The organism is Mesorhizobium sp. EU05-FHT14A09 (assembly GCF_058790995.1).
Map to the genome: position 1 here is coordinate 592,127 of NZ_JBYTDF010000002.1, position 14,234 is coordinate 606,360.

Annotated in this window: 11 protein-coding genes; 7 read left to right on the forward strand and 4 right to left on the reverse strand. The window is 62.4% G+C overall.

Annotation, left to right across the window (positions count from 1 at the left end; all coding sequences use genetic code 11):
- Positions 1–79: 79 nt before the first annotated feature.
- Positions 80–1,984 (reverse strand): phospholipase D-like domain-containing protein, encoded by a 1,905-nt coding sequence (locus tag AC3WTO_RS10275; RefSeq protein WP_492460595.1) that lies wholly within the window; start codon positions 1,982–1,984, stop codon positions 80–82.
- Between the two features lie 279 nt (positions 1,985–2,263).
- Between AC3WTO_RS10275 and AC3WTO_RS10280 the strand changes: the two genes are divergently transcribed.
- The 4 genes from AC3WTO_RS10280 (at position 2,264) to AC3WTO_RS10295 (ending at position 9,019) form a co-directional block, all read left to right on the forward strand.
- Complete coding sequence (locus tag AC3WTO_RS10280) at positions 2,264–3,841, forward strand: trimethylamine methyltransferase family protein (protein ID WP_492460596.1); 1,578 nt, start codon at positions 2,264–2,266, stop codon at positions 3,839–3,841.
- A gap of 81 nt (positions 3,842–3,922) precedes the next feature.
- Positions 3,923–6,508 (forward strand): GcvT family protein, encoded by a 2,586-nt coding sequence (locus AC3WTO_RS10285; RefSeq protein ID WP_492460597.1) that lies wholly within the window; start codon positions 3,923–3,925, stop codon positions 6,506–6,508.
- A gap of 3 nt (positions 6,509–6,511) precedes the next feature.
- On the forward strand, positions 6,512–7,891 hold the full coding sequence (locus AC3WTO_RS10290; RefSeq protein ID WP_492460598.1) for a M24 family metallopeptidase: 1,380 nt from the start codon (positions 6,512–6,514) through the stop codon (positions 7,889–7,891).
- A gap of 102 nt (positions 7,892–7,993) precedes the next feature.
- Entirely contained in the window at positions 7,994–9,019 is a 1,026-nt protein-coding gene (locus tag AC3WTO_RS10295; RefSeq protein WP_492460599.1) for a purine-nucleoside phosphorylase, read from the forward strand.
- Positions 9,020–9,045: 26 nt separating this feature from the next.
- On the opposite strand, the gene AC3WTO_RS10300 is transcribed toward AC3WTO_RS10295, so the two are convergent.
- Positions 9,046–9,858, reverse strand: coding sequence for a phosphate/phosphite/phosphonate ABC transporter substrate-binding protein (locus AC3WTO_RS10300; RefSeq protein WP_492460600.1), 813 nt, complete (start codon positions 9,856–9,858; stop codon positions 9,046–9,048).
- Positions 9,859–9,925: 67 nt separating this feature from the next.
- The gene (locus AC3WTO_RS10305; protein WP_492558410.1) at positions 9,926–10,936 is read right to left on the reverse strand and encodes a fatty acid desaturase; all 1,011 of its coding nucleotides are present in this window, start codon (positions 10,934–10,936) and stop codon (positions 9,926–9,928) included.
- 230 nt (positions 10,937–11,166) lie between these two features.
- Here AC3WTO_RS10305 and AC3WTO_RS10310 point away from each other — a divergent pair, with 230 nt between their 5' ends.
- The 3 genes from AC3WTO_RS10310 (at position 11,167) to bmt (ending at position 13,802) form a co-directional block, all read left to right on the forward strand.
- Positions 11,167–12,024 (forward strand): helix-turn-helix domain-containing protein, encoded by an 858-nt coding sequence (locus AC3WTO_RS10310; RefSeq protein WP_492460603.1) that lies wholly within the window; start codon positions 11,167–11,169, stop codon positions 12,022–12,024.
- 37 nt (positions 12,025–12,061) lie between these two features.
- Positions 12,062–12,658 (forward strand): DUF1989 domain-containing protein, encoded by a 597-nt coding sequence (locus tag AC3WTO_RS10315; protein WP_492460605.1) that lies wholly within the window; start codon positions 12,062–12,064, stop codon positions 12,656–12,658.
- Positions 12,659–12,779: 121 nt separating this feature from the next.
- Entirely contained in the window at positions 12,780–13,802 is a 1,023-nt protein-coding gene (bmt, locus tag AC3WTO_RS10320) for a betaine--homocysteine S-methyltransferase (RefSeq protein ID WP_492460606.1), read from the forward strand.
- Positions 13,803–13,916: 114 nt separating this feature from the next.
- Here bmt and AC3WTO_RS10325 read toward each other — a convergent pair whose 3' ends face one another.
- The gene (locus tag AC3WTO_RS10325) at positions 13,917–14,183 is read right to left on the reverse strand and encodes a hypothetical protein (RefSeq protein ID WP_492460607.1); all 267 of its coding nucleotides are present in this window, start codon (positions 14,181–14,183) and stop codon (positions 13,917–13,919) included.
- Positions 14,184–14,234: the final 51 nt, after the last annotated feature.

Sequence of the window (14,234 nt, forward strand, 5' to 3'; positions counted from 1 at the left end):
GTTTTCGCGTGCTAGCCGTTCATCGCGCTGCGGGAAAGGGCCGTATGGACAAGATCGCTTGCTCCACCCCGCCCCTGCTTCAGGGGAAGTATCGCGCCAGCGCCCCTTTCCTGCCTTGCGCGTACGGTTTCAACCAGCTGTCGTCGATGCGCAGGCCGTCGTCGGCGGACGGTCCTTTGCCAAGGGTGCGTCGCCAGGCGCGGAACTTGTAGTGATCGAACACGTCCAGAAAATGCACGGCATAGGCGGCGGCGAAAGTCTTGTCGCCCTCGACGATGACAAGGTTCTCGTCATTCTCGTAGGAGGCCTTGTAACCCAGGTTATGGCTGCCGGTGATGACGGTCGCATTGTCTTCCATCGGGTCGATGATGACGATCTTGTCGTGCACGATGGCATGGCCGATGGTCAGCACTTCGGCCTGGAAATCCGTCGCGATCGACGCACCCGCCAGGTTCGCGGCACGCACGATTGAGACATTCGGCTTCTCCCATACCTTCTCCGGAAAGACGAAGGGGGACTTGCCGTCCTTGTTCGACTTGCCCGTGACCGGGTCTCGCGTCGACGGCACGTAGTTCGGCATCGCCGCCTGGTCGCTGATCGCGCCCTGCACGATCAGGTCACGGTTTGCCGCGGCTGCGGCGACGGCTTCGGCGACAATCGAGTTGTCGCCGCGGCGCGAGGGGTTGAACACAAGGAACAGCACCGCCCGCTTTGCTGCCCTGATGCGGGCAAAAACATCCTCCAGATCGACTGGCCGAACCGTCAATGTCTTTTTGTTGCGCTCTGGATCGTTCGGCGAAAACCACACCGTCATGCCGTCGATCGGCTTGCTTTGGCCATGCAGCGGATTGGCGACATGGTTGTCTTTCCGAAACGGGATGCCCTGCGTCTGGATGGCGCGGCCGGCCGCGTCCTCGCGTTGCGGCGGCGGAAACACATCCACCTTCATGCGCTCCCAATAGTCGTTGAAAATACTGGCCATTCCGGGATCGTCGCGGATGAAGGCATTGTTGGACTGGCCGCAAATGCCGGTCGTCGTCCAGTTGGTCGAGCCGGTCATCACCGCTTGGGGCACGCCGTGTTTGTCGCGATAGACCGCAAACTTGTTGTGGCCGATATGGTTGTTGTTGAAGAGCCGGTCGGTCACCGGCACGCCGGCATCGCGCAGCGCCTTGCGATACGATGCGTTGCCGAAGTCCCATTTCTTGGTCTGGGTATCCTTGCCCGAATTGGACAGTATCACCTCGACATTGTCCTTGGCGGCGATGATGGCGTCGCGCAGCGCGTCGTCGCCAAGTTCATAGAGTGCCAGCCGCACCGATCCGCCCTCGGCCTTTGCCCGCGCCAGCAGGCTGGTCAGAACATCGGGCACGTCGCCGTGCAGATAGGCGCGAATCTTGCTGCTGCGATCCTGCAGCTCTTCCCGGATCTTGTCGCGCTGGCCGACCTTGATGCCGGCCTCGGCCAGTGCACGCGACATCCACTGCGTTGAGAGCACGCCATTGGTGAAAGCCACGCGCGCCTTGCCGAACATCGAGCCGAGGAAGATGGTCGGGCTGACGGCGCCCTGCCCCAGATAGCCGAGCGGCCGCTGCGTGCCGGTGTAAGTACGCTTTCCATCGACCTCGGGCGGCCTGACCGGCACCGGCTCCAGCCAGGCCTTCATGGCACCCACGGGACGCACGCGGTAGGCGATCATTTCCCCATCGGGCCGCATGGTCAGGCTGTCGCGCCGCCGCCGCACCGTCAGGTCACGCCAGAAGGTCTTCTGCACCGGCCACACGCCGGTGTCCTGCGGAATCCACTCCTTGTTGCGTTGTCCTTTGAAAGGCACCCAGGAAGCCAGGCAACGTTCCTCTCCTGTGGCGGGATAGAGCCGCACGATCTCAAAGCCGAGACAGCCCGGAATCATGCCGTCGACATCCCAGGCGATGAAAGCGACCTCGTTGTTGGTCGCTGCCCGCACCCTCACCACATCGGCCATGACATCCTCCCAGACTGGCACCGAAAAGCCAGGCTCATGAAGCTTGGGCGAGGCCAAGCAATCTGCATGGAAGCCCCCGGCGCGCGGGCACTCTAGACCGCTCTCATGGCGTGACTGTAACGCGGTTCACATTGGCCCGCGCCGATTTTCGACGACCTGGCGAACGCTGCTGACACGACAGGCCACATGTCGCTTTGCTTGCTCTAGTGGTCGCCGCCTCCGCAATGGCGGGTCGACCGGCAGTCCATTATGCGCCGACAATATCGCATGAGGATTATCATGACCGCCGCGCTGCAACCCGCCGAACCGGCCCTGGCCACCGATCGCGCCCGTCGTGGCGGACGCGCCGGCAAGCGTGCCGCCGGCGCCGCCGCTTTCGATCAGCCCGCCTTCCGGCAGATCAAGATCCCCTTCACGCCCACCAGGCTGATCTCCGACGACGAACTGGAATCGATCCATCTGTCTTCGCTGCGCGTGCTCAAGGAAATCGGCGTCGATGTGCTGCACGACGAGGCCCGCCGCATCATGAAAGCGCATGGCGCCGATGTGCGCGAAGGCGAGTTCCGCGTCCGTTTCGATGCGGACATGATCCTCGAGCTGATCTCCCACGCGCCCAGCGAATTCACCATTCATGCCCGCAACCCGGCGCACAATCTGCGCTTCGGCGGCAACAACACGATCTTCGCGCAGATGGCGTCGGCGCCAAACTGCTCCGATCTTGATGGCGGACGCCGGCCTGGCAACCAGCGTGACTATCGCAATTTCCTCAAGCTCGCGCAGATGCACAACATACTGCAGATCACGGGGGGCTACCCGGTCGAGCCGATCGACGTCCACCCGTCGGTCCGCCATCTCGAATGCATCCGCGACCTCGCCATCCTGACCGACAAGGCCTTCCACGCCTATTCCCTCGGCAAGGAACGCAATGTCGACGGCATCGAGATTGCCCGCATCGCACGCGGCGTCTCGCGCGAGCAGCTGATGGAGGAGCCGTCGCTCTACACCATCATCAACACGAACTCGCCGCTCAAGCTCGATGTGCCGATGATGGAAGGCATCATCCAGATGTCGTCCATGGGCCAGATCGTCTTCGTAACGCCCTTCACGCTGTCGGGCGCGATGGCGCCGGTCACCATCGCCGGCGCCCTGGTGCTGCAGAATGCCGAGGCACTCGCCGGCATCGCCTTCACGCAGATGGTTCGCAAGGGGGCACCCGTCGGCTACGGCGGCTTCACCTCGAATGTCGACATGAAGTCGGGCGCACCGGCCTTCGGCACGCCGGAATACATGAAGGCGCAGCTGGTCGGCGGTCAGCTGGCACGCCGCTACAACCTGCCCTACCGCACCTCCAACACCTGTGCCGCCAACACGGTGGATGCACAGGCTGCCTATGAAAGCGTGTTTTCGCTGTGGGGCGTCATTCAGGGCGGCGGCAATTTCATGATGCATGGCGCCGGCTGGCTGGAAGGCGGCCTGCGCTGCTCCTACGAAAAGATGATCCTCGACATCGACCTCCTGCAGATGGTGGCGGAATTCCTCACACCGCTCGACCTGTCGGAAGATGCGCTTGCCGTCGACGCCATCCGCGACGTCGGCCCCGGCGGGCATTTCTTCGGCACCCCGCACACCCAGACGCGCTACAAGACCGCCTTCTATTCCCCGATCCTGTCCGACTGGCGCAATTTCGAGACCTGGGCTGAGGCAGGCTCGCCCACCGCCATGGAGAAGGCCAACCGCGTCTGGAAGGAGCGCCTGGCGAGCTACGAGGAGCCTTACATGGATCCGGCCGTCCGCGAGGAGCTCAACGCCTTTGTCGACCAGCGCATCGCCGAGGGCGGCGCACCGACGGATTTCTGAGCGGGCGAGCAGCTGACTCTTAATCAGCGGGTCAAGCTGCCCGCAACCTGAATCAAACCATCCATATCGAGAAATAACTCCATGAAATCCCACGTTAAAGCGGTTGTGATCGGCGGTGGTGTCGTCGGCTGTTCGGTCCTCTACCATCTGGCACGAGCCGGCTGGACCGACGTCATGCTGATCGAGCGCTCGGAACTCACCTCCGGCTCGTCCTGGCATGCCGCCGGCGGTTTCCACACGCTGAACGGCGATCCCAATGTCGCCAAGCTGCAGGCCTATACCGTGCAGCTCTACAAGGAGCTGGAAGAGCTTTCCGGCCAGTCCTGCTCGCTGCACCTGACCGGCGGCATCATGATGGCCGACACGCCGGAGCGCATGGACTTCCTACGGCTCGCGCATGCCAAGGGGCGCTATCTCGGCATGGACACCGAGCTGATCACGCCATCGGAAGCCAAGGCGATGTTCCCGCTGATGGATGAGACGAATTTCGTCGGCGCCATGTGGGATCCCGTCGAGGGCCATCTCGACCCGTCCGGCACCACGCACGCCTATGCCAAGGCCGCCAAGAAACTGGGCGCAGAAATCGTGCTGCGCAACCGCGTCATCGAATTGACCCAGGAGGTCGACGGCACCTGGAACGTCGTTACCGAGCAGGGCACGGTAAAGGCCGAGCATGTCGTCAACTGCGGCGGCCTGTGGGCACGCGAGGTCGGCCGCATGGTTGGCGTCGAACTGCCTCTGCTGGCCATGGAGCACATGTACCTGCTCACCGAGCCGATGAAGGAGGTTGAGGATTTCAACAAGTCGACAGGCCGCGAAATGGTCGGCGTGCTCGACTTCAAGGGCGAAATCTACACCCGCCAGGAGCGTAACGGCATCCTGCTCGGCACGTATGAAAAGGCCTGCAAGCCATGGTCGCCGGTCAATACGCCCTGGGACTTCGGCCACGAATTGCTGCAGCCTGACATCGACCGCATCGCACCGTCCCTGGAGATCGGCTTCAAGCATTTCCCGGGCATCGCCAATGCCGGCATCAAGCAGATCATCAACGGCCCCTTCACCTTCGCGCCCGATGGCAACCCGCTGGTCGGCCCGGTACAGGGCCTGACCAACTTCTGGTGCGCCTGCGCGGTCATGGCCGGCTTCAGCCAGGGCGGCGGCGTCGGCCTCGCCCTGTCCAACTGGATGGTGAACGGCGATCCGGGTTTCGACGTCTGGGGCATGGATGTTGCTCGCTTCGGCGAGTGGGCAAGCCTGCGCTACACCAACGCCAAGGTGCGTGAAAACTATTCGCGCCGCTTCTCCATCCGTTTCCCGAACGAGGAGCTGCCCGCGGCTCGTCCGGCGCAGACCACGCCGCTCTACGACACCATGGTGGCCAACAACGCCGTCATGGGCGACAGCTGGGGCCTGGAAACGCCGTTGTGGTTCGCGCCGAAGGGCACGGAGCCTAAGGATGTCGTCTCCTTCCATCGCTCCAACGACTTCGAACACATCGGCAATGAAGTGCGCGCCGTGCGCGAGCGCGTCGGCGTTACCGAGATCGCCAACTTCGCGAAATATGAAGTCAGCGGAACGGGTTCGGAAGATTTCCTGAATCGCTTGATGACCAACCGCATGCCCAAGAAGGGCCGCATCGTGCTGACACCGATGCTGAACGAATTCGGCAAGCTGATCGGCGACTTCACCATCGCCAAGACAGGCGATGACACATTCATGATCTGGGGCTCGTCCGCAGCGCAGAAATATCACATGCGCTGGTTCGAGAAGCACCTGCCCAAGGATGGCTCGGTTCGCATCCACCGTTTCGACCAGACCCTTGTCGGTCTCTCCATCGCCGGGCCGAAGAGCCAGCAACTGCTGCAGAAGCTGACCGATATCGACGTTTCGTCCAAGGCCTTCCGGTTCATGGATTTCCGCGAGATGGCCGTCGGCGGTGCGCCATGCCTGGTCAACCGCATCACCTATACCGGCGATCTCGGCTACGAAATCTGGATGCAGCCGGCCTATCAGCGGCTTGTCTATGCCGCCATCAAGGAAGCCGGCGCGGAGTTCGGCATCGTCGATTTCGGCATGCGCGCACTGCTTGCCATGCGTCTCGAGAAGAATTTCCCGACATGGTTCCGCGAGCTCAGGCCCATCTACGGCCCGTTCGAGGGTTCGATGGACCGCTTCATCAAGATGGAGAAGAACGACTTCATCGGTCGCGAGGCCGCAGCGGGCGAACAGGCTGAACTGGCCAATGGCAAGGGCTCGAAACTGCGGCGCGTCTCCTTCCTGGTGGAGGCAGCCGATGCCGACGTGATGGGCGACGAACCGATCTGGGCCAGGGTTGCCACCGACTACGGCACGGTCGAGAAGCCGCACGGTTACGGCGCGCCGCGCTTCGACGAGACAGGCAAGGAAGTGCGCGGCTCAACGGCAGCGCAAGGCGCTTCAGGCGTGCGTGGCATCGTCGATGGCGAATGGCGCGTCGTCGGCTGGATCACGTCGGGCGGCTACGCGCACTATGTGCAGAAGTCGATGGCGCAAGGCTATGTCCCGGCAGCGCTAGCCGAAAACGAAAGCACCGGCATGTTCGAGATCGAGATCCTCGGACACCGCCGCCCTGCGCGCATCAACATCGAACCGCCCTTCGATCCAAGCGGCGAAAAGATGCGGGGGTGATCGATGTCGACGGCTGGCCGCACTTCAGGGAATTTCGGCCGCCATCGCAAGATCATGCCTTTCGAGCCGGGCAGCGCTCTGCCGCCCGGCTCCATTGAAGAGCTCCGCGCAGCTTCGCGCGAGAAGGCGGCGTCGCTCAACCAGCATGTCCTGGGCTACGGCGACACTGCCGAGCGGGAATGGGCATCCGCCGGCATACCCGCCCCCGATCTGCCGGCGATGCGAACGTATCGCCTCGAGCGCATCCGGGCCGAACTGAAGCGTCGCGGCTATGCCGGCGCCCTGCTCTATGATCCGGTCAACATCCGCTACGCCACCGACAGCACCAACATGCAGCTCTGGGTCGCGCACAACCCGACGCGCCATTGTTTCGTGGCGACGGAAGGACCGGTCGTCCTGTTCGACTATTTCTCCTGCGAACACCTGTCCGACCACTCGGGCATCGTCGACGAGGTGCGGCCGGCCGTATCCTGGATGTATCTCTACGGCGGTGAGCTGACCGAGATGAAGGTCCGCCGCTGGGCAGCCGGCATCGCCGATCTGCTACGAGAGCATGGCGGCGGCAACAATCGCATTGCCGTCGATCATCTCGATCACGAAGGGGTTGAAGAACTTGCGCGCCTCGGCATCACCATCGGCAATGGTGAAGCCGTGATGGAAAACGCCCGTCTCATCAAATCGCCAGACGAAATCCTGGCCATGCGCCGCGCCATCGTTGCCTGCGAGGCAGCCATGAGCGAAATGCAATCAGCCGTGCAACCCGGTATCTCCGAGAACGAACTCTGGGCAGAATTGCATCGCGGCAACATCGCGCGCGGCGGCGAATGGATCGAGACGCGCCTGCTCTCCTCGGGTCCACGCACCAACCCGTGGTTCCAGGAATGCTCTTCGCGCATCATCGAGGCTGGCGACCTCGTTGCTTTCGACACCGATCTCATCGGCCCTTACGGATTCTGCGCCGACCTTTCGCGCACCTGGCTGTGCGGCGACGGCCGTCCCGGCAACGAGCAGCGCGATCTCTACCGCATCGCCGCGGACCAGATCGCCATAAACACTGAACTGATGCGACCGGGCATCTCGTTCAGGGACCTTGTCGAGCGCTCGGCGGTACCACCGCCGGACTGTTTCCCGACGCGCTACGGCGTGCTTTATCATGGCGTCGGCCTTGCCGACGAATATCCGACGCTGCCCCACATTTCCGATTGGACAGAAGATACGCCCGATGGCGTGATCGAGCCCGGCATGGTCCTGTGTGTGGAAAGCTATATTGGCCGCCTGGGCGGGCGTGAGGGCGTCAAGCTCGAGGAGCAGATCCTCATCACCGAGACAGGCCACCAGAAACTGTCGGTCTATCCCCTCGATGAACGCCTGCTGGCCGAGTGAGTGTTGGCCCTGCATTTTGGTGTGGAAAGCGCGCGTGCCGGCATGGCTGCGGATCACGCCGGCGCAGATAGTGGGCCGTCGTCACCAACCTCGGATCAAGCCATGCCATTTTCCCATCGCCTCGGCCTCGCCAGTGCAGTGCTTGCTGCGGCTTTCGCTACGACCGCAGCCCATGCAGAACAGCCGATCGCGCCGAAGGTCCTCGTCGTGACCATGTTCGGCGGCGAAACCAAACCATGGCTGGAAGCACGCAAGCTCGACACCAGGATCAAGGTTCCAGGCCTGTCGAAGGAATATCCGGAGGTCGCTTGCGATGCGGCGGGGCTCTGCGTGATGACGACGGCGATGGGTTACGCCAATGCCGCCAGCTCCGTTTCGGCAGTGATCTACAGCGGCCTGTTCGACCTCAAGCAGAGCTACATCCTGATCGCGGGCATTGCCGGCGTCGACCCGAGCGACGGCACGCTTGGTTCGGCGCATTGGGCACGCTTTGCCGTCGATGCCGGACTTCGCCATGAAATCGACCCTCGCCAGATCCCCGCCGACTGGCCCGACGGCGTTGTCGGGCTCGGCGCCCAGAAGCCGGGCGAGAAGCCCAAATGGGGTTCGGGCACGGAGGTTTACAAGCTGAACGAGAAGCTGGCGGAGAAGGCGCTGGCCCTGACCAGCGGCGTCGAACTTGCCGACAGCGATGAGGCCAAGGCCTATCGGGCCACCTACAAAGCCGCGCCGGGCAACGCGGCACCCGCCGTCAGCATCTGCGACACGCTCTCGACCGATACCTACTGGCACGGCTCGAAGACGGCAGAGAGCATGGGCAAATGGGTATCGTTGCTGACCGACGGCGCCGGCAACTACTGCACCACCCAGATGGAGGACAACGCCTCCCTGACTGCCCTTCAGCGCGGTGCCGATGCCGGCCTGCTGCAGTTCGACCGCATCGCGCTTCTGCGTACCGCGTCGAATTTCGATCGCGAGCCGGAAGGCAAGACGGCGATTGAATCGTTGAGTGCCAACTCCGGCGGCTTCGGCCCGGCAACCGCCAATGCCTATCGCGTCGGCTCCAAATTCGCCGACACCGTCATCGGCGCATGGGCCGATTGGCAAAAAGGCGTGCCGGCAAAGTAACGACCTGACAGCCGGCTGACATCAGTTCAGCCGGCAACCAGTTCGGTTTCGCCCGCGAGGGCCTCGCGCAATTTCGCCAGCAGCGCCGGCGGCGTGGTTCGTGCGGTGATGAAGGGCAGTCCCTTGCGGCGCGCCGTCCAGCCGACGACGGCGACATCCTTCGCCTTCGGTTCGAAACGTTGCGCCAGGGCCCAGCTTTGGCAATCGATCGTGGCAACGTCGGCGTGGCCTTCCGCAACCGCTATGATGGAATTTCGGTGACCGCCGCTTTCCAGACGGTCGGCGAAGATATCGAGGTTTTCGCCCTTCGCCTGCAGGTCGCGTGTCATGGCGATGATGCCTGACATCGAATCCAGGCCGTTGAAGGCAAAACGCTTGCCACGGATCAGGTCCAGCGGGATCATGGCCCTGCCATCGCCTGGCGCCGCGACGTATTGCCCCGGCTGCCGCATGACGATCGCACTGGAGTAATATCCGCCCAGCCCGCCCTCGATGCCGTTATAGTCCGGTTGCCCAACCACCTGAACATGAGGCTCCAGCCCGAGTTCCATCGGCCCCCAGCAGGTCTGCGTGAACAACAGTGCTGGATGCAGCCAGAGAGCATGAAAGTCGAGTTCGTCCGGCGGCAGCGTCGCGGGGTCGGGAACGATCACCTTGCCCGAAGCGTCGCGAATGCCACCGGGAACGGCGGACAGATCGGCGTTGCGCCGCACCAGCATTTCAGGGGCATCGACGCCGGCACGCCGCAGGGAAGCCCGGACACGTGCCCACTGGGTATCGACCTCGGCCCGCGCCTCGGGCCAGTCATACATCGGCAGGGCCGCAACAAATTCGCTCATGGTGGTGATATGGCCGCTGCTGGTTGCCGGTTTCAAGCCGCGAAACACAGGCTTTCGCCGGAGTGGCTCATTCCTTCGAGGGTTCGGCGGGAACCGGCGCGGTGCCGAGGCCGTTGACATTGTGAGCCCGCACACGCGGCGCAAACGCCCTGCCCTTTTCCGGCACACGCCGCAGCACGGGATGCACGATCGGCTCCTTCGCCTTGAAGGCATAGGCCTTCAGCAGTGAAAAGTAGTTCGGATAGGAATAGCCATTGTTGGCCTTCAACCACTTTTCGCGATCATCGCGGAACAGCTTCGGCAGCTTGTACCAGGCCACCGTCGGCTTGCTGTGATGTACGAAATGCAGGTTGTTGTTCAGGAACAGGAAGGACAGCGGCGAACGCTCCACGATCACCGTGCGGCCCTCCGGATGTTCCGACCATTGGTGCTCGGCATAGGTGCGGATCGCGATCAGCGACTGACCGAACCACATCGGCACCAGTATGTAGAGCCACAACGGCATGCCGAAACCGAATTGGATGACTGACAGTACCACGACCAGTCCGATGGCATGCAGCAGCCAGGCCTTGCGGATAGCCTTGTCGCCGGCCAGCATCTGTTTGGTGTCGTCGATGAAGAAACCGACCATCGACATCCAGGGGCCAAGGAAAAAGCGGCCGACCATGGTGTTGTTGAGCCTGAGCAGCAGCTTCACTGCTTCCGGCAGTTCTTCATGGTGCCACAGCGCCTTGTAATAGCTTTCCGGATCGTCGAGCGGATCGGTCAGGCGCTCGTCCGCATGATGGCGCAGATGCAGCGTCTTGAAGCGACGGAACGGCCATATCAGCCCGATCGGCAGGAAGACGAAAGCTTCGTTGACCAGCGCATTGCGGGTCGGATGGCCATGCAGCACTTCGTGGATCAGCGACGACTGCAGCGCCACCATGATGGTCAGCAGGCCAAGCGCAACCAGCGGATAGGATGGCCAGATCAACAGGCCGGCGATGAGCCAGGTTCCGTAACAACCGGCAGCAAGAAAAACGGTAGGCCATTCCACCGAAGCTTTGCTGCTCATCTTCTTGCGTCTGCTTGCCATGCGATCGACCACTGCCTTTCAGTCGCCGGAACCGGTCTGCGATTCCTGACAGCATTGTGTCAGCAGTGATGCGCTGCCTCAACGCGACAAAGCGCACAAAATGTTGCGATTGCGCACCTTTGCAAGCATATGATGTGTTTAGTAAACAAACCTGGAGATTCATTTACGCCTTTTTGCGTGAATGACATCAGTGTGTAGAACTTTTTGCTAGGCTTCGGAGGAACAACGCAATGGATAAGCGCGACCTCTCCACCGTGTTTCGGGAGCGACTGAAATTGCTCTTGACACGCTCCGACCTCAACCAGTCGGCGTTCGCAGCCGCGGTCGGCATCGATCGCTCGGCGCTGTCTCAATTGCTTTCCGGTGCGTCCGTACGGCTGCCGCGTGCCGAAACGCTGCTCAACATCGCTGCCGAATTCAAGGTCTCGCTCGACTGGCTGCTCGGCCTCTCGCAGGACGAGGGCGTGACCGGCGAAATCCGCGAAAGCCTGGAGATCGAGGAAGCCTCGGGAGGCTTCGAGCGCACCTTGATCGCCAAATGGCATGCCGAAGCCGCCGGCACCAAGATCCGCTACGTACCGGCTGGCATCCCGGATCTGCTTCGCACCGAGGCGCTGGTCGACTACGAGGCCGGCATCTCCAACAAGAGCCGGCAGGCGCAGGCGGGCGAAACGCAATATCGCATCGACTACAGCCGGCGGCCGGAAACGGATATGGAAGTATGCATGCCGCGCCATACGCTGGAGATCTTCGCGCGCGGCCTGGGAGTATGGGATGCGTTCCCTGCCGAAGAGCGGCGCGAGCAGTTGCTGCACATGGCTGCCCTGCTCGACGACCTGTACCCCACCTTCCGGCTTTATCTCTATGATGGGCGCATGCGCTATTCGATCCCTTACACGATCTTCGGCCCCTACCGTGCCGCGATCTATGTCGGCGACATGTACCTTGTGCTCAACGCCACCCAGCCGATCGGCACACTGACCGGTCATTTCGACAATCTGATCCGTGCCGCCGAGATCAACGCGCATGAAGCTGCCGCCTTTGCCCAACGCCTGGCCGACCTGCCCCTTGCGGTTTCACGTGCCTGACGGCAGTTTCCCTTTGTCATCGCAACAGGAGCTATCCTTGGGTCGCCATATCGTCGTGCCTCCGCAATCCGGCCGTGCCTTCCGTGTCAGCAAGGGCGAACTCATCCGTGTCGTCGACCCCAAGGGTCAGCAGGTTGCCGACCTTTGGGCTTTCGTGACCGGAGACACGCTGGATTGGCTGAGCACGTCGAACACGCGCGATATCATCGAGCGGCTGTTCCCGGCGATCGGCGAACATTTCTACGGTACCACCGGCGAGCCACTGCTGACGCTGATGGCAAACGATTCCCGCGGCCCGCACGACATGCTTTTTCCGGCCTGCAATGCAGCGCTCTACCACCGCGCCGGTTTCGATGAACACCCGAGCTGCCAGGACAATCTGCACAAGGCACTCGCCGCCGAAGGGATTGCGCTTCCCTTCACGCCGGACCCGGTCGATTTCTTCCAGAACTCGTTGCCGACCGCGGACGGGACATTGCTGGTCGACGCTTCGATCAACCCACCGGGCGGCTCGGTGACCTTGCGCGCCGAGCGTGACCTGTTGATCGTCGTCACCGCCTGCTCGGTCGACCATCACCCGACCAATGGCGATGCCTGCACCGAGATCGAGGTCGAGCTCTCGGCGGTCGCGTGATTTGACGACCGGCCAAGCGTTTTGCCGTCTTCCCGACGGGCATGGCGAAACGCGCTTCCATTGACTAGACATAAAGACTTCTTTATATCCTTATCCAAACTGGATTTCGAAAGCGCGCGCCATGACGACCATCAATCCGATCGATGCCCTGATCGCCGAAAAGGGTGTGCTGCTGGCCGATGGTGCCACCGGCACCAATCTGTTCGCCATGGGCCTGCCTGCCGGCGAAGCGCCGGAGATCCTGAATGAGACCGCACCGGAAACCATTGCCAGGCTGCATCAGGGGTTCGTCGACGCCGGTGCCGACATCATCCTCACCAATTCCTTCGGCGGCACCCGCCACCGTCTGAAGCTGCATCACGCGCAGGACCGCGTCTTCGAGCTGAACAAGAAGGCTGCTGAAATCGCGCGTTCCGTCGCTGACCAGGCCGGCCGCAAGGTCATCGTTGCCGGCTCCGTCGGCCCGACCGGTGAACTTCTCATCCCGCTCGGCGCGCTGAGCTATGACGACGCGGTGGAAGCTTTTGCCGAGCAGATCGAAGGCCTGAAGGCAGGCGGCGCCGAAGTTGCCTGGATCGAAACCATGTCGGCGCCTGATGAGATTCGCGCGGCTGCCGAAGCCGCCATCCGTGTCGGCCTGCCCTACACCTACACCGGCTCCTTCGACACCGCAGGGCGCACCATGATGGGCCTTTTGCCGAAGGACATCCACGCCGTCGTCGACGGCCTCGCCGAAGCTCCGCTCGGTGTCGGCGCCAATTGCGGTGTCGGCGCCTCCGACATTCTGGCGTCCCTGCTCGACATGACCGAGGCGAAACCCGAGGCGACCGTCATCGTCAAGGGCAATTGCGGTATCCCGGAATTCCGGGGCTCGGAAATCCATTACTCTGGCACACCGGAATTGATGTCAGACTACGTCCGTTTGGCCGTCGATGCCGGCGCTAGCATCGTCGGCGGCTGCTGCGGCACCTCGTTCGCCCATCTGGCGGCGATGCGCAAGGCATTGGATGCGCACAAGAAAGGCACGCGCCCGACGGTTGAAGCCATCGTCGAGCGCATCGGCCCGCTGCGCAACAAGGCGGCCAGCGCCAATGCCAACGAGACCGCTGAAGGCCGTCGCGAGCGCCGCCGCTCGCGGGCCTGACCTGGAGCATTTTGTAGCCAAGTTATCACTTGGCGTTACAAAAATGCGGCAAAAACAAAAGCTTAGAGCAGCGTTTCCATGAAAAATGGAAACGCTGCTCTAATCCGTTATCTGCTAGTTGCTGTTATCGGCGTAGCGTGCCTGCGCTGAGCCGAAGTCGGTCGACGGGCTATCCTTGCGCATCAGCGCGATCGTCTCCGATGCGCGCGGGTCGCTGAGTTGCTCCAGCGCCGCGCGGAAACGCTCGTTGGTCAGCGCCGATAGCGCTGTCTTGCGTGCGGTTTCCACGGTGTGGCTGAGTGTTACCTGTGACGGCCTGGTCACTTCAGCAGCCTGTGCCGCGGTAACCTGCACCGAAGTCGAAATTCCGTCTATGCGCACGTCCAAACCCTTAAAGAGCGTCCCTCGAAAGCTCCTTACCCGACGTTACAT